This window comes from Pseudomonas frederiksbergensis (genome assembly GCF_000802155.2).
Taxonomy (GTDB): domain Bacteria; phylum Pseudomonadota; class Gammaproteobacteria; order Pseudomonadales; family Pseudomonadaceae; genus Aquipseudomonas; species Aquipseudomonas frederiksbergensis_A.
This window is the reverse complement of the sequence record NZ_JQGJ02000009.1, coordinates 46830-71756: the sequence shown is the minus strand read 5'-3', so window position 1 is coordinate 71756 and position 24927 is coordinate 46830. Positions and strand designations below refer to the sequence as shown.

The following is a 24927-nucleotide window of genomic DNA, read 5'->3' as shown; positions in this document are numbered from 1 at the left end:
CCACGCCCGGGCGTGGGCCAGGTGCAACGACAACAACTGCCCGCCACGCTGCATCGACTGATCCATGAGCGTTTCATCGACCTCACATCCAAAGGCAGCTATCCCGGCGAAGCCAAGGCGTTGCGGGAACTGCAGGCGCTGAAGTCGTCACTGGACAACCTTGCTCTGTTTCCCGACCTGGCCAACAAGACCGTGGTCGGTGTCGGTGGTGGCTTCAGTGCCGGCAAGTCGCGCCTGCTCAACACCCTGCTGGGCGTTGATCTGCTACCGGAGTCGCTGGAGCCGACCACGGCGATTCCCAGTTTCATCACCCGTGGCGAAGACGGTATCGTCGCGCTGAACACCTTCAACCAGCAGATTCGGCTGGACCGCGACGGTCTCCAGGCCATCACTCACGCCTTCACCATTCACTACCGCGACAACCTTGATGAGTCATTCGGTCTCGCCCATGTGCTCAAACTGCTAATGCTCCACTGCGCGAGCTTCGCCTGGAGCAACCTGGCCTTTCTTGATACGCCCGGTTACAGCAAGGCAGACGCCCTTGGCAGCCATGACAGCGACGAGAGCGTTGCCCTCAGACAACTGGCCGAAGCCGACCACGTGATGTGGCTGCTCAGTGCCAGGAACGGTTCGATTCGTCAGGACGATCTGGCTTTTTTACGCAGTCTCGATCATCCCAAACCGATTTTCTTCGTTGTCACTCAGGCTGATCTGGTCAGCCGCTCGTCTATCGACTCTATTCTGCAAGCCACAGCAGAGGCGATCGAGGCATCTGGCATTCCCTGCGCAGGACTGATGGCCTGGGCGGCTCCGTTGGAAGCCGAACAGGGGACGTTGACCGCTGGTGATGATATTCGCGTGTGGCTCCAAACACTGGACGAAGCGCCCAAGTTCACCCATCACAGGCGCACATGCGAACGTGTGCTGGACGGTTACATCCATCACAACCGGGAAAATCTGTCCAACAGCCGCAGAAAATTATCGCTGTTCAACACCCTGATGCCCCTTCGGGAAAAACTGCCTCAGAGTGAACAGGCAACGCTCCAGGAACTGCTCCAGGAGCAACGTGCCCAGCAGAATATCTTTGCTGAACTGGTTGACGAGTTCACCGCTTTAAAACACGAAATGCAGGAAATCATCGCGCAGATCATCGGTGACTTGGCCATTGATGCGTTTTCCATTGAAGAGCTATGCGCAGAGGGGTTGGCACTGCATGAGGAAGGTGATTACGACTCAGCGATCGCCTTCTTCCAGCAAGCTGCGGACCAGGGAAGCTCCGCGGCTCAGTTTCACCTGGGCATCTACCACGAGCTAGGCCAGGGCGTGTGTGTAAACGAACGCCTCGCAGCAGAGTGGTATCGCAAGGCCAAAAATCAGGGCCATATGGAGGCTCAGTTCTACCTGGGCGTCTGCTACGAGAACGGTGTAGGCCTGCAAGAAAATCTGCAAAGCGCTGTCGCTTGCTACCTTCAGGCTGCGGATCAAGGACACGTTGAGGCTCAATTCAACCTGGGTGTCTGCCTTGCCAATGGTGAAGGAACTGCGAAAGACAACCAGCAGGCGCAGCACTGGTTTGAAAAAGCGGCCAAACAAGGTCACCTGCAAGCCCGCTTTCACGCTGTCAGTCTCGCAGCCCAACAAGGAAGCCCCGCCGGGCATTACGCACTCGGGGTGCTCTACGAGAAAGGCCTGGGTGTTTCCCAGGACCTGGAAAAAGCCATTACGGCTTACCGTAAAGCGGCCGAGGACGGAAATGCCGATGCCCAATGTGAACTTGGCCGGCGCTATTTGAATGGGCTGGGACTGAGGAAAAACTCCGCTCACGCTATCAGTTGGCTGGAAAAGGCGGCTGCGCAAAACCATGCCAAGGCCACTTCATTGCTGAATCAACAGCGATTGAGTCGCCCCCCTCGGTCTGCAGGCTTTTTTTCTCAGACTCATATGTTAAGGAATAAAATCCAATGACATCCCCAGCGTTCTCCCTGGATTCGCTAACCCCGCATGCCGCCGCTATTGACGCAGAACAACTGAGCGGTTTGAAAGCCTTGCTCGACGGGCTGGAAGTTAACCTCAACGCTGTACGCAAAAAAGATCGCGACCTGCGCATCGCGGTTGTCGGTCAAATGAAGGCCGGCAAGTCCTCGTTCCTCAATGCTGCCTTCTTCGGCCGCGACTTGCTGCCCAAGGCCGACACGCCAATGACCGCTGCATTGACCAAGATTGTCTACGCCCCCAAGGCCAAGGCTGAAGTGGTGTTCTACAGCGCCGACGACTGGGAAGTCATCGAACAACGTGCCAACGAGTACCCCAAAGCGTATGCCGAAGCAGAGCGCAGGCTGAATGAGCCGCAGAAGTCCGACAGCCCTTTCGCCAAAGCTACCGCGACACCTCGCATGCATACTGCGCAGGAGATCGATCGCCACGTTCCCGAAGCCATCCGCTCCTCAAGGGAGCTGGTGGAAATGGCACGCAGGAGGGGCCTCGACGTCCGCGACTACCTGGGTAAAACCGAGGTACTGGACGTCGCCGGCGGCGCAGAGAGTCTCGCCCATGCACTGCACGAATATGTTGGCAGCGGCGGACGCTTCACGGCCATCACCAAGATGTCCGTGCTGCATGTCGACGACAAACGACTGCAGGGCCTGGAAATAATTGACACCCCCGGTTTCAACGACCCAGTGGTATCCCGTGGCCAAATCACCCGAAGCTTCCTTGGCCAGTGCGACGTGATCTTCCTGCTCTCCGCAGTCAGCCAGTTCCTCACCTCCTCCGACATGGCGGTGCTGCGCGAGCAGCTACCCGAAGCGGGTATCGACGAAAAGGCGGTGTTTCTGGTCGGATCGCAGCGCGATCTCGCTCTGCGCCAGGATCGTGGTATCGCCATCACAGCCAGCAAGCTCGCCGAACGGGCACCTGCCGAGAAACGTTCTGCGGTACGAACCGGTGCGATGCTGCAGTTGTTGGACAAAAAAATGTCTGATCAGGCCAGCCTGACACTGGAAGCGCAGATCAACCAGCCAGACCAGGATAACAAGACCCGGCGCATCCTCGGCGCTGTCAAAAAATCCGCACCACGCTTCATTTCCAGCTGGGCATGGCTGGTCGCCGAGCACTTCGATGCGCTGTCCGAAGAGGACCGGGAACAACTCGATCAGCTGTGCACCACCACGGGTTTTGCCTTTGAACCGATCAGCCTGCGGCAACTCTCCAACATTCCCGCACTACGCGACGAGATCCTCGCCCAGCGCGAACGCAAACAGCAGCTGATTGCCAGCAAGGAACAGCAGCTGATCGAAGGCGTGCACAACGGAGCGCGCGAACGCCTGCAACAGATTGAGCTTAGCCTGCAGGCGCGCAGCGAACGGGTTCGCAATGGCGACATCGGGAAGTTGGAGAGAGCCGAGCAGGATATGCTCAGGCGCATGCAAAGCGGCAAGGCGCGCCTGGAAGGAGTGTTTGACGAGCAGGTGGTCAAAGCCAGCCAGCAGTTCGCGCTGCTCAAGACAGATATTCGCGAGCAGGCACAGAAGCATTCGAGAGTGGATGTGGTCAAGGAAACCAGGACCGAGTCTTACTCCGTTTCGACGTCCAACTGGTACAACCCTTTCTCCTGGGGCAATCGAGAAACACGTTACCGCGACGTGGTCACCGCCTACGCCAGCGCCCAGGATGCCATCGAAAAGGTTCAGGTTTTCGCCTTAGAGACCACCAGGGCTCTGCAGACGGCAATCATCGGCTGCGTCGACCTCAATCAACTGCGCAGCAAAGTGAGTGTCGCTGCGATGTCGCTGTTCGACACCGGCAGTGCCGAGTTCGATGCCGAACTGATGCTGGCAGAGGTCAACAAGAGCCTGCGCCGCATCACCATTCCAAATGTCGGCTTCGGCAACAAGGACTACAGCATCAGCATCCTTAAATCGTTTGGCAGTGACCGCGTTTCAGAGAGCCAGATCAACGGCCTCAAGGACGCTCAACGTGAAGCCGTAGCCGCGATCATTCGCGATCTGGAAGGCGAAGTGAAGGGCAAGGTAGAGGCAATCGAAAACAGCCTGGGCAACACCGGCCAGACCTTTGTCGAAAGCATGAGCCGCGACATTCAGCAGAGCCTGACCAGCTTGCGCAATGACATAGCCAACAAGGAGCAGACCATCCAGCAGATCGCTGCCGCTCGCCAGGCGGTAGTAAAAGCACTGGCAGAGCTGTGACCGTAGAGTGCCAAGCGTCTGATACCGATATGAAATAGCGGCCAACACGAGTCAGTGGTTAGCAAACAGAAGAACTATTAATGTCCCTCGATTTCAGCTTCTCCCTCGAAGAACTGCAGGCCGCCGAAGCCGAAACTGCCAACCGTTATCTGGCAGATTCGGCGCTGGGCCTGCAGTTGATCACCCGACTGATCGCCCAGCCTCAAGGCGCGATCCGCAGCGAACATCGCCAGCAGTTGCACCGTTTGCACCAACTGATCCACCAGAGTTTCGTCAATCTTGCGGCACGCGACGACTACCCGGCCGAGGCACAAGCCTATCGCGAGCTGGTGGTACTGGAGCAGTCGCTGGAGGATCTGGTCGCTTTCCCCGACCTTGCCAACAAGACCGTGATCGGTGTCGGCGGCGGCTTCAGTGCGGGTAAATCACGCTTTCTCAACAGCCTGCTCTGCGTCAATGTGCTGCCCGAATCGCTTGAGCCCACCACCGCGATTCCCAGCTACATCGTGCAGGGTGAGCGTGAAGAAATCATCGCGCTGAACAGTTTCACCCAGGAGGTCGCGCTGGATCGCAGTGCTCTGCAGGCGATCACCCATGCCTTCCAGAAGCACTACCAGGAAACGCTCGGCGTGGAGGTCGGTTTCGCTCATGTCCTGCGCCTGCTGATGATCCATTTGCCAGGCCTATGGCAGCGCCTCGCCTTCCTCGATACGCCCGGCTACAGCAAGGCTGACCGCAACGACGCCGTGCACAGCGATGCACGGATCGCCCAGCGCCAGCTGGCCGACGCCGACCACGTGATCTGGCTGCTCAGTGCCAAGAATGGCTCCGTCCTCCGTAATGACCTGGAGTTTCTGCGGACTCTCAACCACCCAAAACCCATCTTCTTCGTCGTCACCCAAGCGGATCTGGTCGGTCGTTCACGCATCCAGAGGATTCTCAACAGCACAGCGCAGGCAATCGACGAGGCTGGCATCATCCGGGCCGGGCTGATGGCCTGGGCCGCCCCACTAGGTGATCTCACGGGTCAGCACGTTGCCGGCGATGACGTACGCGCCTGGCTGGATACGCTCAATAACCAGCCCAAGCGTACCCAGAAGCGTTTGGCCTGCGCACGAGTAATGGACGCCATCATCGCCCACAACAGTAATGCTGTGGCCAATAATCGTGAGCTGCTGGCTGCCTTGAACGAGCTCTTGCCCATCGCCGAAAATTTGGCCGAGAAACGGCGTGCAACGCTAAAGCAACAGATCGAACGCTTGCGCAATGACCAGCGCCGACTCAACGAAATAGTCGGCGCCTTCGGTGAACTCAAGCAGGAGATGCTTGAAACGATAACCCGCATCGTCGGTGGTGTAGCCGAAGACGAAGAGGTTCAACGCGGCCACGAACTGATCTACCGATTTCGCCGCTCATGGCTCAATCGCCCGCTAGTCATTGGCGAGCAGTTCGAGATTCAGGTGCTGGCGGTCAAGCTCGATGCGAAAAAAATCATCGTGGAGTTCGGCACCGCGATTGCCACCACTGGCCTGAGCTTCAGCATGATCCGCGCAGGCCTGCGCATCGACCCGCAGGTGCTGGTCAAGGGCAGTCTACTGCACGGTGAAGTTCGCCTTGTGGATGATGTGCATGTCACCCTGGCGATCCGCAATCCGCACGCAGCAACATGAGCGCTTCGCCAGCGACCTGAGAAGGTTGCTGGCAATGCACACTCGACTGCAGCGTATGCCTTTACTACGCGCCCCAATCAGCACTCAAAAGCGTCGCAGCCGCGCCAGCCATTCGGCCACGGCCCGATCGATTACGTCCGCTGGCCGATGGCTCAACGCCTCGCTACCGCATTTGGGGCAGCGAGCAAACCAGTCACCAGGCCCCAATGCATCGCTTCGGGGTGCTACCGTTTTTTTCCAACCACACTCATCACATACAAAAGTGAAAGGTTTGGGTTTGATTGGCATTGCGGCTCTCCTGAACATTTATCCATGGTCATTTCCTTCAGCACTTTCAGCATGCGGGATACGCCTGCTCGATCTGCAGATCAAACTCTCCGCCATAACCACAGTATTCCCGCGGAATACGCTCTATATCCTCGGCAACTTGCACAATGACTTCACGTAACTCCAATGGCTCCAACCACCGAGCAGGAATAGCCGCAGCACCATACTGAGCACCCAACAAATGCCCGGCGATGAGCCCGGTACTGTCGCTATCGCCACTATGATTCACTGCCATGATCACGCCTTCTTCGAACGAAGGTGCTGCCAGGGCGCACCACAATCCAATAGCCAGCGTCTCTTCTGCCACCCACCCACCACCGAGTTCGCCTATCCGCTGAGGAGTCGGTTGGTAGCCCTCGTAAAAGAAGAAAAGTACACGCTCAATGAGTCTGCGTGTTTCCTCCATACCCAGCGTTTGTCCGTATTTGGCCAGGCTCTGAGTCGCCGCATGCTCGAGGCTGTCTTGCCGATCGACAGCGCGCTGCAGAATATCGGCAAACAACCCGGCTGCCAGATACCCCGTAGGATGCCCGTGAGTCAGGCGTCCAGACTGAGCCGCGTAGTCAAAGGCGTTTGCAAAAAAGGCGCAGGGTGCAACGCGCATCAAGGCGCCACAGCCTTTGCTGTTGTTCTCGGCAACTGCGCCGAGCCTCGGACTGGCCTTGAGGGCACTCAGGCAAGTCATGCCAGGGGCGCGCCGAGACCAGAGCTGCGATTGCTGGATCAACCAGCCGTCCACGTCGATCGGCATTGCCGCAGGGTAGTCCTGGGTTATCAGCCAGCGCAGCAACGCATGATGAATGATGCTCGGGACGTGGCAAGCGCCTCGAGAGCTGCCGCATACGTAGGCTCGCAGCAAGCCTTCTGCGGTGAAAAGCATCATCTGCGTGTCGTCAGTGATGGCGCCGAGGGTATCGAACGCCGGAGCAAAATCAACGATACCTTGTGGACCGAACCTGGCTTCAATTGCAGACCACTCAAGAAACTCCACCGGGGCGCCCAGCGCATCACCGACAGCGCCGCCGAGCAGGCAACCCTTGATCCGTTCAAGTCTGTTCATGTCCTTTCCTCACCCCTCAGCCGGGATCAATTCCTGCAAAATCACCAGCTTTCTTTGCAACTGCTGAACGTGTTCTTTCTCGGCTCGCAACGCCGAACGCAGTTCGCGGTTTTCCACTTCCGAGATCCGCGCTGTGCGTGCATTTTTTTGGCAGCCCAGAGCCATATGCCAGAGTTCACGCAATCTCAGGCACTGATGCAGTAACACCAGCAGGATTGCCACCATCATCACAAACGCCCCTGTCGAAACCATTTCCGACATACTCATGTCCACTTCCTTCCGTGACTTCAATTCATCTCGAATGCCAGACACACGATATGTAGTGCAACGCGACAGGTCTAGAATGTAGACTTATACAGGTAAAGTATTCGCGCACATGGAGAGGGTATGAAACGCAAGCAATCCATCGAGCAGGTTCGCTGGGATCTGGCACTTCGCTATCGTTTGATTGAGACCGTTGCCTGGTGGGAGGGCCGGTTGACCACGGGACACCTGATCCAGAGCTTCGGCATCAGCCGCCAGCAGGCGTCCAAGGACATCAACACGTACATCAAGGAACATGCGCCTAAAAACCTTACATATGACAAAAAATAAAAGGCTACGTCCCCAACAAGACATTCTCTCCGCTGTTTATCGACGACAGCGCCAGCGCCTATTTGCATCTGCTTTACCAGAACAACGAGCGTGCTTTGCACATTGATGGGCTCGCCTTGGCTTACGCCCACACCAAGGTCCTGGAAGTCCCGGACCGTCCGATTCGGCCGGAGGTTCTGCGCCCATTGCTGAAGGCTTGCCGCGATGGCCTACGCCTGGAAACCGAATACGTGTCGCTCAACACGCCAAACGTGGAAATCCGCCTGATTGCCCCTCACACGCTGGTCTACACCGGCATGCGCTGGCATGTGCGCGCGTATTGCGAGAAGAACCGCCAGTACCGCGACTTTGTACTCAGCCGCCTGCGTGGCGAACCGGATCTACTCGACGAGTCGCAGGACACCCGCGAGCTGGATGAAGAGTGGAACACCGAAGTGCCGATCATCTTCACCCCCGATGGCCGCCTGAACGCCGCGCAGCAGGCCATCATCGAAACCGACTTCGGCATGACGGATGGCCAACTGGTAGTCCCCAGTCGCAAGGCATTGGTGAAGTACGTATTGCGCCGTTATCAGGTCGATCCGAGAAACCAGGCCACCAACCCCGAGGCCCAGCAGATCGTAGTCAGCAATATCAAGGAGCTGCGTCCGTGGCTCTTGCATGATTAAGCCCCATCTCTCGCCAGACACGCAGCGCACGCACACTGTTGTCGACCTCAGCGTCGAGTAGCGCTTGCGCCAGCGCGTGTTCACCTTTGAGCTGGGCAACATTTCGTTGGGTATTGCCCTCGCTGTTCTTCGCGTACAGATCAAGGCCATATCTGGCGTAGTGGGTGATGAAGTACCGGGCGGCCTTCCAGTGCCCATGGGTCAGCAGCAAATGCAGCGGCGTATTGCCCAGCACGTCCCGGTCGTTGAGGCTGCCGCCGAGCTGGTGACGCGCCCGCAAGATGTTGACATTGCCGAATCGGGCCGGTTGGTGAATGTACTTGTCGTGGGGCATGAAAGTGCCCGAACCGGGCCAATCGCGGAACTGCAGATCGCCAATCGCACCCAGTGACTCGAGCGTGTCTATCTGTTCCCGACGGCTTAGACGGTAGGCCATGTCCAGCGGCGTATCACCTGCCAGATCACGCTGATTCATGCCCAGTGGATCGAGCGGCAGACCAACATCGAGCAATACACACAGGTGCCAGTCGTTCAGTCCAAGCTCGGCTCTGTCTTCCATGTGCTCAAGCATGGCTTTCTACCGCGCCGTGCCTGACGGCCATGCACAAACCGTTTACCAGGCTCATCTCGTGGGTTGTCCCGCAACGGACAGCGGTGAGGTCCGGGCTGGCGACGATGCAGGCCAGGGATTTGGCGCGACTGACCGCCACGTTCAGGCGGTTCTTCGAGTACAGAAAACCGATGTCACGCGGCAGGTAGTTTTCGTTGGAAGTCGCCATCGACACGATGACAATCTCCGCTTCCTGCCCCTGAAATTTATCCACGGTACCCACACGGGCAGCTGCGGGAAGTGCCTGTTTGAGCACTTGAACCTGCAAGTTGTACGGCGCCACGACCAGGATGTTTTCGATACCGATCACGTGCTCCTGACCTTCGCTGTCGATAAATCGTTGCTCTAAAAAGTAGGCGTAAAGCGCTTTGACCTGCGCGGCCTCCTCGCTCGAACTCTGGCTATTGCCATCGTGCTGAACAGGGCAAAACATCAGACCGCTGGCAGGTATCTGCGGACGTTCGCCGTCCAGCAGCAGGACCTGTCGCTCAGTGCCGGGCGCCGAACACAGCTGTCCTTCGTAAACCGCCTGGGAAATGAACGAGCACACATCCGGGTGCATTCGCCAGGTGGTCGCCAGGAACACGCCACGATCCGCCGCAATGGTCGGCGTGCCGTCCAGCAGGTAGTCGAGTATGGAGTCCCCGGAGCGTCCCGGGTGCACACCCTGCACCGGCTGCGACAATTGCATCTGATCCCCCATCAACACGATGTTGCGCGCCGCCATCCCCATGGCGACCAGGTTGGCGACACTCACCTGCCCGGCTTCGTCGATGAACAGGTAGTCCAGTTGCTCGGTAAACGCCTCGTTCGCCAGTAGCCAGACCGTGCCGGCGGTCAAGCCAATCGAAGGCCCGCAGGCTGCGAGAAATGCCTTTTTGTTTTCGATGGAGCGAATGCAGCGGCCTTCGAATTCATTGCCCTCCCCGTCCGAGGACTTTTTCAAGCCGCTGAACGTGACGCCCTCTTCCAGCGCTCGCGCTTCCACCGCTGCCAGCAGGTTGTTGATGGCGTGGTGCGAGTTGGACGTGACGCCGATGCGCTTGCCCGCCTTGAGCAGATCGACAATGACGTGCGAGCCGGTGTAAGTCTTGCCGGTGCCCGGTGGGCCCTGGATAAACAGCACGCTCTGGTCGAGATTGCGCACCACTTGCTTGATGGCATCCAACGGTGGCAGGCCTGGGTCGAGCAGCGGTGCTCCCGGCTCCACGCCGTTCACCTGTGGAGCGCGTCGATGCAGGAAGTCGGTAACGGCCTGGAAACGCTTGCCGCCGGCCAGCACGCTGTCGGCATACCGAAACAACGCGTCACGCAGCGAATCCGTCGGGATTGGACCGTTGGGGATCATGTCGAAATATTCGGGTGGCGCTTTCTGCTCGGTAGCCTTGAAGGTCGCCAGCCCCAGGTCGAAATCCAGCTGATGCAATTCGATGCTGGTCTGGGTTCCGGCGATACGGCCTTTTGAGCCTGTACGCAGCTTGGTCTCTTGCGGCTCAAAACGGTATTCGTACAGGAACGACTTCATGATCGGTTCACGCGGTGTCGACGTGCGCTGCAAACCCGCAAGGCTTTCGATATCTTCCAGCAACTCCTCGGAAGTCATATCGCGGCGACTGAACATCTGCCACCAGGTCGGCTTGTCGGCGCGACGATAAAAGTCGAGTAGCTGGAAGGTCAGCACACGTACAGGGTCTTCGGCGTGCGGTCCATCGAGCAGGCGCTGGCGATATTGTTCCAGCCGAATCTCCACATCGGTGGGCTCGGTGCTGGAGGTCACGCTGATAGGCTCTGGTAGCAAAAGCTCACCCGCATCCGCCGGTTTGATGTCCAGCAACCAGTTACGAAGAAGATACGTGGATTTCACGTCGTCTTCGTTGTAGCGCTCGATCTGCTCAAGCAACGCCAAGTCGCCGGTTTCTTTCCACTGCTCATAAAACACAATACTGGCGCCGGCATTGGTCACATCGCCCTCGCGCTGAGCCATGTAAAAGTGCTCGATGTTCTTGATCGAATAACTGGGCTCCGACACCCGGATCGCTTCACGCACTACCTTGTAAAGGTCAATCAGTTTGCCGTTGCGTAGCAGGCCGTCCACCTGTGCCTCGCGAGTACCGTGCTGGCTCATCAGACGCTTGATCGCCGTCTCTTCGTAGCTGGCGTAGTGGTAGATGTGCGCGTCGGGGTAACGCTTGAGATGGGCGGTCACCCAGTCGATAAATTGCTCGAAAGCGATTCGCTCCTCAGCGCGGCTATGCGCCCAGAAGGCTTTGAACGTTTGCTTGCCGCCCTCGTTGATGTACAGCCCGAACAGGTACTCAAGGCCGCCCTCTTCCAGCGGATTGCCTTCCATGTCAAAGAACAGATCTCCTTCGACCGCTGGCGGCATGCGGTTGAAACCACGGTGCGCACTGGCGGGTGGCAGCAGCTCGAACAGCGGGCGATCGCTGCTGCGTCCCTCGAACTGCAAACGCGCCTGGTGACGCAACTTGCTCAACGACTCCCCCTGCAAGTTGGCGATGCGCAGGGTGTCTGGGCTTTGGGCTAATTGGCGCAGCGTCGTAACGCCAGCGTTGTGCAATTTGTTGATCTGCGAGCGGCTGATACCCGCCACCGCCGAGAGGTAATCGTCTTGCCGGCGTTGCTCGTCACAGCGCTCGCGCCAACTACAAAACCCGCAATGCCCGCAGGGGTCTGGGTAAGTGGCAGGCGGCTCGGCAAGACTTGTGAAGGCGTTGAAACGCTGTAGCACATGTTCCAGATAGTCGGCGTAGTCCGCCACGCGAAAGGCCTGCTCCGTACGCTCCGCATCGCCGAGCACTATGTACATGTACTGCGGCCGCACGCCCTGAATTGGCACCAACAGGCGCGAATACAGTGCAGTCTGCACCAGGAACTTGACCTTGGCGGTTTTCGCCAGCTTGGTGTCGATCACTTCATAGCTGTGCTCACCCAGCGCCGATGGCACCGGCACCTTGCGCAGAAAGTCGGCATGGCCAATCAAGGCGCAGTCCTGCAGCGATGCCTGGAAAATGATGTCTGCACCCGCCTGCATGGCCAGAATCGTCAGCTCGACGCGGCGGGCGAAACTCGGATCACCTTCGGCGATATCGACCACATTGGCGTACTGGCTCTTGAGGCGATCGAAATAAGCCGCCTCGTGGGCCAGGCCCTTGTCCTGAATCAGGCGGTTCTGGTCACTCGATGGCACTTTTTCCATCGGGTTGACCAGGTGCGCAAGGTCCAGCGCCGTGAGGTGCTGGCATTCAAGAAACCCGCAGAGGTCCGAGGCGGAATAAAGACATGTGCCATTGCGCATTTGCATGGTCGTGACTAATCCTGTGATGTGCCCGAGACCGCTGCACGCTAAGCGAAGTGGATGTGAGGCTCACGCCTCCAGCGAGCACTCACCGAAGAACTGCTCGAAGAGCGGCGTAGGCAGATGCTCGGCGTCGAGCAGTCCAAAGTGCTTGCCGACGTTGCGCCCCAACGCCATCAGCGTATTGGCGGAATTGGCGGTGCCTGCGTAGCCGGCGGCCAGAATTGATTCGACACGCGCCTCGCCCGTCGTCTCTCGCTGGTACGCCCGCCCCGTGATCAGTACATCCACCAGGCACACGTTGACCCGCTCGTCCCCCAGGATGAAGGGCTCCAGCATCTCGCTGGACAGGGCCGCACGCAACCCGTCTTCGCCACCGGCGACGATCCGCTCCAGCTCTGCGAGTGAACGGTTGAACAGGTCGAACTCCTGCATGGAAAACGCAAAACAGTTGCCATGCGCGGTCGAGCGGGACACTGCACGGTTCGCGACCTGCCAGTCGACGAATGAGGGTTTATCCGGCTGCCCACCGTCGCGACGGAACTCCAGATAATCCGCGATCACCCGATTGAACGTATTCCCCGTCGGCACCCAGCCAGTGCTCTCACGGTCGGGCTTATCCTCCTCATCCTCCAGGAGCGCAGCAGTTTTCAGTGCCCCGCCAAAGCAGCGCAGGTCGTAGCCAAGCATGAACAGGCTGGCTTCGAACGCATGGCACCGCGCGGGCAGCGTGCCTTGGTTGGCAAACCACTCGGTACGCTCAAGCAAGGCACGAATGATCCACCCCAGGCGCACCTGGCAGCGAGCCCATGTCTCGTAGCGAATCGAAGAAAATTGCGGCGCCGCCAAACCGTTCAAAAACGCTCCGGGATTGCGGATCTGGCTGCCACGAGCACCACCGGACGGAAACGACAACAGCGGCTTACCGCGCCCCGCCCACTGCTCACGAAACAACGAATAGAGCATGCCCATGGCCGCACCGACGCGGCTGTCATAAATCGGCGAACCGGACCCATCCAGCAGCGCATGAATCTTGGTCAGGCCCGCGTCGAAGCGTTCAACGCTGTTCGCATCGAGCTCATCCAGGTCATTGTCGCCATCGAGCGCCATGAGCCCGGCCATCTTTTGCAGATAAGCCGACAACTCACCCTTGGCGGCCAGGCGATGCAAAAACGGAATGGCACCGCGCACGCCGCCCCAACGAAGAATCTGCAAACACGCCTGCAACGCTTGCGGCTCATCGCCCTGCTCAACCGCACTCTTGAGCCACTCGCGAAGCTGGCCGAGAGAACGTTGCGTCTGCGCCCAGGTTTGCGAGTCCACCGATGCCTGGCTGCTATCCAGCCAGCTGGCCTTCCAGCGATAGTGCGCCAGCACCTGCTCGAAACCGCGAACATCCTCCTGCAAACCACCCGGTACAAATTTGCTGGATTTGAAACGAAGCTTGAAGGTCAGGGTTGGCAAATTCGTCGCCAGCCATTCAACAAAAGCCTCGACTTCAGGTTGGAGCAAAAACTGTTCACGCTTCATGCCGGCTGCCTTGCAGGTAGTATCGAATGGCCATACCCTAAGCAAAAGCGCCGGGCCCGTCCATGTTGGCTGTTCATACAGGTAAACAATTGGAGCAGGTTCCAAGGCTCAGAAAAAAATACTCTCCGGCAAAAATATGGGGGGCACTCACGGACATGTAGTAAGGACGACAACAAATGAGCGAATCCGCCTTTCTCAGATACAAGGACGTGCTCGTCAACGACCACAGTGCCTCCGCGAAATGTTTACGATCGATCGTGCGGTCGATGCGTGCCCCTTACAGGCACGTAGTGTCCGCAGATGATCTGGGACAGCTTAGTTCGGAACATTTTGGTGTGGCACAAGCCCTGCTGAACGACTACAGGAAAGGGTTGCACAAAGCCCTTGAGTTCACAGATGTGCTTCGTGAGGTTGAGCGACGCTGGCCGGATTACACCGAGGTACCGTATGGGCTGTACCCGTTCCCAGACCCCGAGACGGTATTCGTGCCCGAACACGCGGAGCTCATCGAGCACTTGCAACCGTTCTTTAGCATCGACCTCAGTGTGGTCAATCCTGAGTGGTCCGGATATCTGACCATGCTGGGTCCCATGGAGCCGTCAGAACATCACTTCGTGGGTCAAGCGACGGAGGACACCTGGTGGCATTCTCCGCTCGTGCATACCAACTGGATTGGTTTCAAGGTCGAGCAGGGGCAGTATCGTCTGATGGGCGACCCGCGCTATTTCTTCCTGCATCCGGACAACCAGTATTTAGCCGACCCGTATGTGGAGGCGCGCGCGAACCTGCTCGAAATGTACGCGGATCAGAAAACGGCCTATGAAGCGGCCAAAAAGCTTTATCGGAACTCGGGGCGCCTGTTCTTCCCATCAGCGTTAGTCGATGGGGTCCCCCTGTACGACGTTGAGCAGATGACGTTTGTCGAGCAGATTGGTGGTGTGGCGGACTACTCGAAATTTCCGGTTTCCAGTCTTTCGCTTGGTTATGCGGAACGCCAGGAGAACGGAGTAACAGCAGGATACCCGTGCAGCCCCGCTGGACACCCGTTTCATCACGTGGCGAGCGTACCCGCACATCATTACCAGAGCTGGGGGGCGGATCTGATCATGATGTTCTATGAGCCGGTGGCGCAGTTGGTGCTGTTTACGTTTTATTGGGAGCCTTGCGAGGATGAAGGATACACAGGGGACTAGCTTTGCGAGCTCACCGACGATCTGTGATGGTTATCGACGCAGTTGCATAAAATGCAGAAGAGCCCTGTCACCACGCGGGGCTGTTTTTCCAAGCGCTCGTAAGCACACACTGTAATACACGTACCACGCTTCGCATGGCATTATGCCCTCATTGCGTCGGCACTCTCGGGATGGCCGGTGACTCACTCAAGGATGGAACATGGCAGAGAGCAGCAACTTCGCCTTCTTCAAAGAACACGATCCGGTCTTTTTTCAACTTGCCAATACGGCCGAGCGAGTTTTTTCCAGTGACCCCAACACGACGCTGATCAAACTGCGACAGTTGGGCGAAGCGCTCGCCCAGGATCTGGCGGTAAGAGCAGGCATTGAGTTCGACGCCACCACGTCCCAAGCTGACCTGCTGTATCGCCTGAGCCGTGAAATCCAGCTCGACGGCAACATCCGCAACCTGTTCCATACGCTGCGGGTCGAAGGCAACAAGGCCACCCACGAATTCCGCACCCTGCATCGCGAAGCACTGGATGGGCTGCGGGTCGCTCGCGCCTTGGCGATCTGGTACCACCAGTCATTCGGCAAGGGCGGCAGCGCCTTCAAGGCCGGGCCTTTCATGGTGCCGGTGGATCCGAGTGAGCCTCTGCGTGAGCTGCAGGGACAGATCGAAAAACTTCGTGCAGAGCTGGGCGACAGTCGTCAGCAACTCGAGAGCAACCACCAGTTAGCCGAGCTATTGGCGCAAGAAAAGCAAGAGCAAGCCAGTCTCGCCGGACAGATGAACGAGGAAGCGCGTATCTACGAGCAGATTGCTCTGGAGCGCGAGGCAGAGCTATCCAAAGCCCGAGTCGATTTCGAAGCGCGGCTGAAAGTGCTGCAGCAACAACTTGAGGATCAGCCCAAAGCTGTCCAGCAGGTCACGCGCAAGACTCAGCAAGCCAGCAGCCAGTTCGACCTCAACGAAGACCTCACCCGTATCCTTATCGATCAACAGTTGAACGATGCGGGCTGGGAGGCCGATTCACTCGACCTGACCTACAGCAACGGCGCTCGGCCCGAAAAGGGCAAAAACAAGGCCATCGCCGAATGGCCAACCAGCAAAGCGAAAGAGAACGCTGATTACGTGCTATTCGCTGGCCTCATGCCGGTTGCCATAGTCGAAGCCAAGCGTAAGCGCGTCAACATAGCCGACCGCATCTCCCAAGCCGAGCGCTATTCACGCCAGTTGATCGTGACAAACGATCTGCAACCGGCCGGGCAGAGCGAGGGCTGGGCCGACGGCCAGGGCGACCACTTCAAAGTCCCGTTCGCGTTCGCCTGCAATGGTCGTCCCTACATTAAACAACTCGCCGAGCTGTCCGGCATTTGGTTCCGCGACTTGCGCAGCCCGGCCAATCTGCGCCGGCCGTTGCAGGACTTCCACACACCAGACGGCCTGCTCGACCTGCTCAAGCGCAACACTGAAGACGCCGAAGCGATGCTAAAACAGGAAGGCTTCGGCTATCTCAAGCTTCGGGGCTATCAGGAGAACGCCATCCGCGCCGTCGAGCAAGCGCTGGCGGCCAATCGCCGCCAATGCCTGCTGGCCATGGCCACAGGGACCGGCAAAACGCGCACAATCATTGGCCTGATGTACCGCTTGCTGAAGGCCGAGCGCTTTCGCCGTATTCTTTTCCTCGTAGATCGCAGCGCCCTCGGGCAGCAGGCCATCGAAGCCTTCAACGAAGCGACGCTGGAAAAGAGCCACACGTTGGCGCAAATCTACAACATCAAAGAACTCGGCGACATGGCTGCCGAAGCAGAAACACGGGTCCAGGTCGCCACTGTGCAGGCCATGGTCATGCGCATCTTCCAGTCAGACACTCCGCCGCCCATCGATGCCTTTGACTGCATCATCGTCGACGAAGCCCACCGCGGTTACACCCTCGACCAGGAAATGACTGAGGGCGAGCTGACGGTGCGCGACTTCAACCAATACCTGTCGCAGTATCGCCGCGTGCTCGATTACTTCGACGCCTGCCGCATCGGCCTCACAGCCACGCCAGCCAAGCACACCAGTGAAGTCTTCGGTGCCCCGATATTCACCTATAGCTATCGTGAGGCCGTGGCTGACGACTGGTTGATCGATCATGAACCGCCCATCCGCTACAAGACCCAACTGAGTGATAACGGCATTCACTTTGCGAAGGGCGAGAGCGTCAGCGTCATCGATACGAGCACTGGCGAAGTGGATGTCGCCGAACTCGAGGACGAACTCGACTTCGAAATCGAGTCCTTCAATCGTCGCGTAATTACTCCCGGTTTCGACAAGGTCATCTGCGAGCAACTGGCACAAGAGCTCGACCCGTTGGGCGACGAAAAAACGATGATCTTCTGCGTCAACCAGGCGCATGCCGAGCGGGTGAAAACCCTCCTGGACGAAGCCTTCAAGAACGTTCACGACGAGGATTACAACCAGGCGGCTGTACAAATCATCACTGGGCAGAGTGACAAGGTCAAACAACTGATCCGCCAGTACAAGAACGAGCGCTACCCGAGCATTGCCATCACGGTCGACTTGTTGACCACCGGTATCGACGTGCCGCGCATCTGCCACTTGGTGTTCATGCGCCGGGTGCGTTCGCGCATTCTCTACGAACAGATGAAGGGCCGCGCGACTCGCCGCTGCGATGACATTGGCAAGACGGTCTTCAAGATCTACGATCCCGTTGATCTGTACGCAGCGCTCGAACCAGTCGATACAATGAAGCCGCTGGTGAAGGACCCGAACATCAGCCTGGAACAACTGGTCAGTGAACTGACCAACCCGGCCAGCCTCGATGCTCCGGGCAACCTGCCAGACACCAGCCATGCCCACGACGTTTTGGACCAACTGAGCCAGCGGGTCATGCGCATCCTGCGCAAAGCCACCCATAAAGCCGAGCAGAAGCAAATCCTCAAGGACAAGCTCGCTGAACTGGAAGATATCTGGGGCGTAGCCCCCGACAAACTGCACCAGCACCTGCACAAGCTCGGTCCGCAGCAAGCGGCCCAGTTCATTCAACAGCATGCTCAATTGCTCAACCAGCTCGCCACGGTGAATGCCCTGCTGGGGTCGCTGAACTACCCGGTGATCTCCACCCACACGGACGAACTGATGACCCGTGAGCAGAACTACGGCGATTACCATAAGCCCGCCGACTATCTGGAAAGCTTCAATGACTTCGTCAGGAATCAGCTGAACCAGTCGGTGGCCCTGGGGGTAGTGGTCAACCGCCCGCAAGATCTCACCCGCGAACAACTGCGCGAAGTGCGCTTGTTGCTCGACGGCCATGGTTACAGCGAGGTGAACCTGCAAAGCGCCTGGCGTAACCAGACCAACCAGGAGATCGCGGCCAGCATCGTCGGCTTCATCCGCCGCGCAGCCCTCGGGGGGGCGCTGCTGCCATTCGAACAGCGCGTAACCAAAGCGATGGAGACTATTTACGCCCTGCACCCATGGACTCAAGTCCAGCGTAAGTGGCTGGACCGCCTTTCCAGACAACTGGTGCACGAAGTGGTTATTGACGAGAAGCAGATTGGTGAAGCGTTCAGAAATGATGGCGGCAGCAAGCGGCTGGACAAGATGCTCGGCGGCAACCTCGCCGCGGTGCTAGATGCCCTGAATGATAACCTCTGGGCACAAACGGGGTGAGGCCGATCCGGACTGTCGGATTGGCCACCGCCCTCCTTCATGAGGAATAATGCCTCCTGCTACCGATTTATCGACCGCAACACCTAGAGAAGTTTAATGACCCTTGCCGAGCTTCATCAGATCCTTGCACGTGGTGAGGACAGTCGCCATCAGTTCAAGCGTGATTTCAACAATATCGATGCCTTGGCAGCCGAGTTGGTGGCGTTCGCCAATACGTCGGGTGGCTATCTGATAATTGGCGTAGAGGACTCAGGGGAGTTTAGCGGGCTGGGTAGCATCGACGTTGCGCGACTTAATCAGTTGCTCTCCAACGCGGCCTCACAGAATGTCCGCCCGGCGATCAATCCATTATCCAGTAACCTTCAGACCGAGCACGGACTGGTCATGGTGGTGACAGTCGAACAAGGACTGAACAAACCCTACGTCGACAACCAGGGTCGCATCTGGGTCAAGAACGGGGCCGATAAACGCCGGGTCACGGCGCGCGAAGAGCTACAGCGTTTATTCCAGCAAGCCGGGCTGGTGCGCGCCGATGCAGTACCGGTCGCGGGCTGCAGCGTGACGGATATCGACACTCAGGCGCTGGGCGATTACTTCCAACATCGTTTTCGGCAAAGCCCCGAGCAAGCAGGTTTGGAAACCATCCAAATCCTGGAAAACCTCGGCCTCGCCAGCGGCGGCATACCTAACTTGGCCGGTTTGTTGCTCTTCGGCAGAACGCCACAACGACTGTGCCCTGCGTTCGACATCAAAGCGGTGGCGTTTCCGGGTACGGTGCTGCATGACCGCCACTACCTCGACAGCGAAGACATCGACGGCAACCTGCCGGAGCAATACCGCCGCAGCCTCGCCTTCATCAAACGTAACCTGCGCCATGTGCAACGCCAGCAGGGCTTCAATTCCCTCGGCCAGCTGGAAGTGCCGGAGGAAGTGTTCGAAGAGCTGCTGGTCAATGCCCTGATCCACCGTGATTACTTTGTCAGCGCCTCCATCCGGATCATGATCTTCGCCGACCGCATCGAATTGATCAGCCCTGGGCACCTGCCTGACGTGCTCGATACCGAGAAAATCCGATTCGGCCTGTCCAACCGCCGTAACCCGACGCTCACCTCCCACGCTGTGCACATTCTCCCCTATCGCGGTTTGGGCACCGGCATCCCGCGCGCTATCGATGCGTGGCCAATGATCCGGCTGGAGGACGACCGGCAGAGTGATCAGTTCAAGGTGGTGATTGAGCGCGCCATTGAAAAAGGGCCTCTTTCGGGCCCAAGCGGGGACCAAGTAGGGACTAAGTCGGGCCTAAGTAGGGACCAAGTAGGGACCGAGTCCGCTGTCGAAGGACAACAGGTCGATACTCGCCTGCCTTTGCAGCAAGAGCAGTTAACGCTGCTGTACAGGATGGCAGGCGATCACTCTGCGCCAGAACTGATGACCTTCGTCGGGCGCAGCAACCGTAGCAAGTTCCGCGAGCAGGTTTTGGCCCCATTACTGGCGCTTGGCGTGGTCGAGATGACCATTCCGGACAAGCCCAACAGCAGCAAACAACGCTACCGCCTGACTGCGGCCGGCCGTGTGCTAAAGGCTGAACAACGTTCCTCAGACGACTGAGCCCAGACAACCACTTTTTTGCACCAGCGCAATCTGGCGCTTTACACATTTCGCCACAGGTACCCCATGACCAACTCCGATATCGTTCAGAAACTCTGGAACCTCTGCGACGTCCTCCGTGACGACGGCATCAACTACAGCGACTACGTCACCGAGCTCGTGCTGCTGCTGTTCATCAAGATGGAATACGAACAGGTTCAGAACAACGAGAACTTCGGCCACAAACTGCCCGAAGGCGCGCGCTGGCCAGACCTGGCTGGCAAGTCCGGCGTGACCCTGCTCGATCACTACCGGCAGATGCTGTTGGACCTTGGCAAAAACCCGGACCCGCTGATCGCTGCTATCTATGCCGACGCCCAGACCCGCCTTCAGCAACCGCGTCACCTCGAACAGCTGATCAAGAGCCTGGACGGCATCGACTGGTTCAGCGCCCGCGAGGACGGGCTGGGCGATCTCTATGAGGGCTTGCTGGAAAAGAACGCCAGCGAGACCAAGTCCGGTGCTGGCCAGTATTTCACCCCGCGTCCGCTAATCGACAGCATTATCCGCTGCATAAAACCGCAGCCGGGGGAGACCATTCAGGATCCGGCCGCCGGGACTGCAGGTTTTTTGATTGCAGCTGACGCCTACATCAAAAGCCAAACCGATGACCACTACGACCTGGACGCGAAGGCACAAGCCTTCCAGCGCAATCGTGCCTTTATCGGCGTAGAACTGGTGCCTGGCACTCGTCGACTGGCGTTGATGAACACCTTGCTGCATGGCATGGAAGGCGATGAGGAAGGTGTGGTGCACCTGGGCAACGCCCTCGGCCAGACCGGCGCCAGCCTGCCTAAAGTCGACATCATCCTTTCCAACCCGCCGTTCGGTACCGCCAAGGGCGGCGGCGGCCCGACACGCGACGACCTCACCTACCACACCAGCAACAAGCAGTTGGCCTTCCTCCAGCACATCTATCGTGGCCTCAAACCCGGTGGGCGTGCCGCCGTGGTGCTGCCGGATAACGTGCTGTTCGAGGCTGGCGTCGGCACCGACGTACGTCGCGATCTGATGGAGAAGTGCAACCTGCACACGATCCTGCGTCTGCCTACCGGTATTTTCTATGCTCAGGGTGTGAAGACCAACGTGCTGTTTTTCCAGAAGGGCACCGTGGAAAATCCGCGTCAGGAGGAAGGCTGCACCAAGCGTGTTTGGATCTATGACCTGCGTAGCAATATGCCTAGCTTTGGCAAGCGTACCCCTTTCGGCGCCACTCACCTCAAACCGTTCGAAGATGCCTATGGCGACACACCCGACGGCGAAAGCCCACGATCCGAGAACGTCGAAGGTATCGGTGAAAACAGCCGCTTCCGCTGCTTTACCCGCAATTACATCCGCAACGAGCGGAGTGAATCGCTGGATATCAGTTGGCTAAAGGACGACAGCAGCCTGGATGCTGCCGATCTGCCCGCTCCAGAAGTACTGGCCGGTGAGGCAATGGCTGAACTGACCGAGGCGCTGCATGAGCTGGAAGAGCTGATGAAGGCACTGGGGGCGGGGGATGAAGTGATGGCGCAGAAGCAGTTGATGGCTGAGGTGATGGGGTTGGTGGTAGCTCAGGAGAGTGGCGATGAGTAAGTTGCCGAGCACCTGGATTGATGTAGAGATCGGTGAAATTGCTGAAGTCATAGGTGGAGGTACGCCAAACGCGAATGACGTCGAAAATTTCACTGCTCCCGGCGAAGGTATCGCTTGGCTTACACCGGCCGATCTCAGTGGTTACAAGCGAAAAGAAATTACCTTCGGCGCACGAGACCTAACTTCGCAGGGATATAAGTCTTGCTCTGCCAAACTGATGCCAAAAGGCAGTCTGCTGTTCAGCAGTCGCGCGCCTATTGGCTATGTGGCAGTGGCTGCGAATGAAATCGCGACCAATCAGGGCTTCAAAAGCTTCGTTTTGTCTCATGATATTAACCCTAGCTACGCTTTTTATTACCTGAAAAGTATTCGACAGCTGGCAGATAGCCTTGGAACAGGCACAACCTTTAAAGAAATTTCTGGCGCAACGGCTAAGACCTTACCGTTCCGGCTAGCACCAACCGCTGAACAAACCCGCATCGCCGCCAAGCTCGACGAACTGCTGGCTCAAGTCGATACCCTGAAAGCCCGTATCGACGGCATCCCCGCACTGCTCAAACGCTTCCGGCAATCCGTCCTAGCCTCCGCCGTGTCTGGCAAATTGACGGAGGGGTGGCGTGCGCTTAACCCGAGCGTGAGCCCTATCCTTCCTGATGAACTAAAAAAAGCTTGGGCTGATGCTTATCAATCGGATGGGAGGAAGTACAAAGAAGCGGACCTGCTGCCCGGATCGCTCGGGTATCCGCTACCGAATTCGTGGGTAGAGGCAAAGGTTGGTGAAGTTTTCGATGTATATGTTGGAGCAACGCCGAGCCGTGCAAGTCCCAAATTTTGGGGAGAGGAAATCCCTTGGGTAAGCAGTTCCGAAGTGGCTTTTTGCCGTATAAAAACAACAAGAGAATCGATTACAGAAGCAGGCTATAAGTCCGCATCAACGACCATCCATCCTGCTGGAACGGTCATGTTGGCAATGATCGGCCAGGGTAAAACCCGTGGACAGCCAGCTATTCTTGATATAAAGGCATGCCACAATCAGAACACAGCGGCACTCCGAGTTCATTCGGCTTACTGTATATCCGAATATCTTTATTACTATCTTTACGAGCGTTACGAAGAGACCCGACGTGTTGGCTCGGGAAACAACCAGCAGGCACTGAACAAAAAGACTGTTCAGTCCCTGCCGTTTCCTCTCCCCCCACGCGCAGAACAAATCGAAATCGTCCGCAGGATTGAACAGCTATTCGCCTTCGCCGATCAATTGGAAGCCGGTATCAAAGCCGCCCAAGTACGTATCGACCTCCTAACCCAAAGCATCCTTGCCAAAGCGTTCAGAGGCGATCTTGTGCCGCAAGACCCGAACGACGAACCGGCCAGCGTGCTCCTTGATCGCATCAAAGCTCAACGCGCGGCTGCACCCAAGGCCAAACGCGGTCGCCGGTCTGCCACGGCCGGCTAAATTCTACGTGCAGACTAAGCGCTGGCAGAGCACCGTTGGCCGCCCCGATTTGCAGGCGCTCTATGGCTCCCTGGCAGGGCAGAAAGCCAAACGTGGTGTATTCATCACCACCTTAGGCTTCACTGCCCAAGCGGTCGAGTTCGCGTGATCAGTCGAAGGACTGGTACTGATCGACGGTAAACGCTTGGTCAATCTGATGTTGGATCACAAAGTTGGTGTCAGCTCGCAGCTTTACAAGATGCCGAGGCTCGACAGCGATTACTTTGACGGGTCGCTCGGCTGAGCCCAAAAAACACCACTTATCGAAAACCAGAATACGCAGCATTCCATCTGGTATCCCAAGCAATTCGCCTGATCAATTATTAGTCAATAAAATCAAATAGCTACAGGTTTGTTTCAGCTCACCCCGGCCCACCACTTCATCATCTAAAGACGTCCACGGACGTCTTTTTATGTGACCGTAATTCATGAAAATCCAGACACTGCCCCCTGTAGCGTCCACAAATGCACGGCTCAACCCACGTAACCAGATGCATGAGCCAGGCGCCCTACTAGTAGACCGATCGACTAGAAACGATTAGCATCGCCTCCATGAACACCCTAAAGATCCGCGAAACATCCGACGTCCGCCAAGGCATCCTTGATGTAGGCCAGAAAATCATGGCCGCCAAAGGATATACCGCCGTGGGGCTGAACGAGATTCTGGCGACTGCCGGTGTGCCCAAGGGCTCGTTCTATCACTATTTTGGCTCCAAGGACGCGTTTGGCGAGGCCCTGCTCGAGAGTTATTTCGAGACTTATCTCGACGAGATCGACCAGACCCTCAGCCAGCCTGGCCTGACGATGGCGCAGCGTCTGCTGAACTACTTCCGCATCTGGCAAGACACCCAGTCCTTCCAGGATTGCCAGGGCAAGTGCCTGGCCGTGAAACTGGGCGTGGAAGTTGCGGACCTTTCCGAGGCCATGCGTGCCGTGCTCAAGCGAGGTACGTCGGGAATCATCGATCGCTTGGCGAGTGGGATCGAGTCCGGGTTGGCCGAAGGTTCATTGGCTATCAGCGGCACTCCCCATGAGGTTGCGCAGAACCTTTATCAATTGTGGCTCGGCGCCAGCGTCATGGTGAAGATTACCAAGAGCGTCCAGCCCTTCGAGACGGCGATGTCCACGACCCGCCAGCTTCTGAACCTGCCCTGATTCACTGGCATGAGCGATGCATCGCCAGTCGGAGCGTTGCACTGCTCATGTCAGACCTCGCCGCAGTTTCCCCAACGCTTTCTACTGTCCTTTCTACCCTCGCCTCACAGCCCGAAGAACAGTTTTCATAAAATCTGAAAAAGACTCTAGACGACCGGTCTAATTTACAATACCGTAGCGACACGTTCACCTTCTGGACCTAACCAACTACAGCT

15 protein-coding genes and 1 pseudogene are annotated in these 24927 nt (G+C 57.7%); 11 read left to right on the top strand and 5 right to left on the bottom strand.

Annotation, left to right across the window (positions count from 1 at the left end; genetic code table 11):
* Positions 1-21: 21 nt before the first annotated feature.
* The 3 genes from JZ00_RS29755 (at position 22) to JZ00_RS17635 (ending at position 5875) form a co-directional block, all read left to right on the top strand.
* A complete protein-coding gene (locus JZ00_RS29755) occupies positions 22-1965 on the top strand; it encodes a dynamin family protein (RefSeq protein ID WP_235433100.1) in 1944 nt (647 codons plus the stop codon).
* Positions 1966-2036: 71 nt separating this feature from the next.
* Complete coding sequence (locus JZ00_RS17640; protein ID WP_235433099.1) at positions 2037-4205, top strand: dynamin family protein; 2169 nt, start codon at positions 2037-2039, stop codon at positions 4203-4205.
* Positions 4206-4285: 80 nt separating this feature from the next.
* Entirely contained in the window at positions 4286-5875 is a 1590-nt protein-coding gene (locus JZ00_RS17635; protein ID WP_052742341.1) for a dynamin family protein, read from the top strand.
* A 334-nt stretch (positions 5876-6209) separates the two neighbouring features.
* Here the strand turns inward: JZ00_RS17635 and JZ00_RS17630 are convergent, their stop codons facing one another.
* Together JZ00_RS17630 and JZ00_RS17625 are read right to left on the bottom strand one after the other, a co-directional pair.
* Positions 6210-7262, bottom strand: a complete 1053-nt coding sequence (locus tag JZ00_RS17630; RefSeq protein WP_039592351.1) for an ADP-ribosylglycohydrolase family protein — start codon at positions 7260-7262, stop codon at positions 6210-6212.
* 9 nt (positions 7263-7271) lie between these two features.
* Entirely contained in the window at positions 7272-7529 is a 258-nt protein-coding gene (locus JZ00_RS17625) for a hypothetical protein (protein ID WP_039592352.1), read from the bottom strand.
* Between the two features lie 120 nt (positions 7530-7649).
* On the opposite strand from JZ00_RS17625, the pseudogene JZ00_RS17620 reads away from it, so the two are divergent.
* A pseudogene (locus JZ00_RS17620) lies at positions 7650-8524 on the top strand (WYL domain-containing protein).
* On the opposite strand, the gene JZ00_RS17615 reads toward JZ00_RS17620, so the two are convergent.
* The 3 genes from JZ00_RS17615 to JZ00_RS17605 form a co-directional block, all read right to left on the bottom strand.
* Complete coding sequence (locus JZ00_RS17615) at positions 8490-9095, bottom strand: ankyrin repeat domain-containing protein (protein ID WP_039592353.1); 606 nt, start codon at positions 9093-9095, stop codon at positions 8490-8492. The pseudogene JZ00_RS17620 and the gene JZ00_RS17615 sit on opposite strands and share 35 nt — an antisense overlap.
* Positions 9088-12456, bottom strand: a complete 3369-nt coding sequence (locus JZ00_RS17610; RefSeq protein ID WP_039592354.1) for a TM0106 family RecB-like putative nuclease — start codon at positions 12454-12456, stop codon at positions 9088-9090. Before JZ00_RS17610 ends, JZ00_RS17615 begins: the two co-directional genes overlap by 8 nt.
* A gap of 63 nt (positions 12457-12519) precedes the next feature.
* Positions 12520-13980: a hypothetical protein gene (locus JZ00_RS17605; protein ID WP_039592355.1), complete on the bottom strand. Its 1461-nt coding sequence runs from the start codon at positions 13978-13980 to the stop codon at positions 12520-12522.
* 176 nt (positions 13981-14156) lie between these two features.
* Here JZ00_RS17605 and JZ00_RS17600 point away from each other — a divergent pair, with 176 nt between their 5' ends.
* The 7 genes from JZ00_RS17600 to JZ00_RS17575 all read left to right on the top strand — a co-directional run bounded on the left by JZ00_RS17600 (position 14157) and on the right by JZ00_RS17575 (position 24712).
* The gene (locus JZ00_RS17600) at positions 14157-15173 is read left to right on the top strand and encodes a hypothetical protein (protein WP_235433098.1); all 1017 of its coding nucleotides are present in this window, start codon (positions 14157-14159) and stop codon (positions 15171-15173) included.
* Positions 15174-15372: 199 nt separating this feature from the next.
* Positions 15373-18837: a type I restriction-modification system endonuclease gene (hsdR, locus tag JZ00_RS17595; RefSeq protein WP_039592356.1), complete on the top strand. Its 3465-nt coding sequence runs from the start codon at positions 15373-15375 to the stop codon at positions 18835-18837.
* Between the two features lie 96 nt (positions 18838-18933).
* A complete protein-coding gene (locus JZ00_RS17590) occupies positions 18934-20445 on the top strand; it encodes an RNA-binding domain-containing protein (RefSeq protein ID WP_039592357.1) in 1512 nt (503 codons plus the stop codon).
* Between the two features lie 66 nt (positions 20446-20511).
* The gene (locus tag JZ00_RS17585; protein WP_039592358.1) at positions 20512-22062 is read left to right on the top strand and encodes a class I SAM-dependent DNA methyltransferase; all 1551 of its coding nucleotides are present in this window, start codon (positions 20512-20514) and stop codon (positions 22060-22062) included.
* Positions 22055-23518 carry a restriction endonuclease subunit S gene (locus JZ00_RS17580; RefSeq protein WP_039592359.1) on the top strand — a complete coding sequence of 488 codons (1464 nt, stop codon included), beginning with the start codon at positions 22055-22057 and terminating at the stop codon, positions 23516-23518. The genes JZ00_RS17585 and JZ00_RS17580 overlap by 8 nt, the downstream gene beginning before the upstream one ends.
* A gap of 7 nt (positions 23519-23525) precedes the next feature.
* On the top strand, positions 23526-23666 hold the full coding sequence (locus tag JZ00_RS31795; protein WP_327183643.1) for a restriction endonuclease: 141 nt from the start codon (positions 23526-23528) through the stop codon (positions 23664-23666).
* Between the two features lie 443 nt (positions 23667-24109).
* On the top strand, positions 24110-24712 hold the full coding sequence (locus JZ00_RS17575; protein WP_039592360.1) for a TetR/AcrR family transcriptional regulator: 603 nt from the start codon (positions 24110-24112) through the stop codon (positions 24710-24712).
* The last annotated feature ends 215 nt before the right edge of the window (positions 24713-24927 follow it).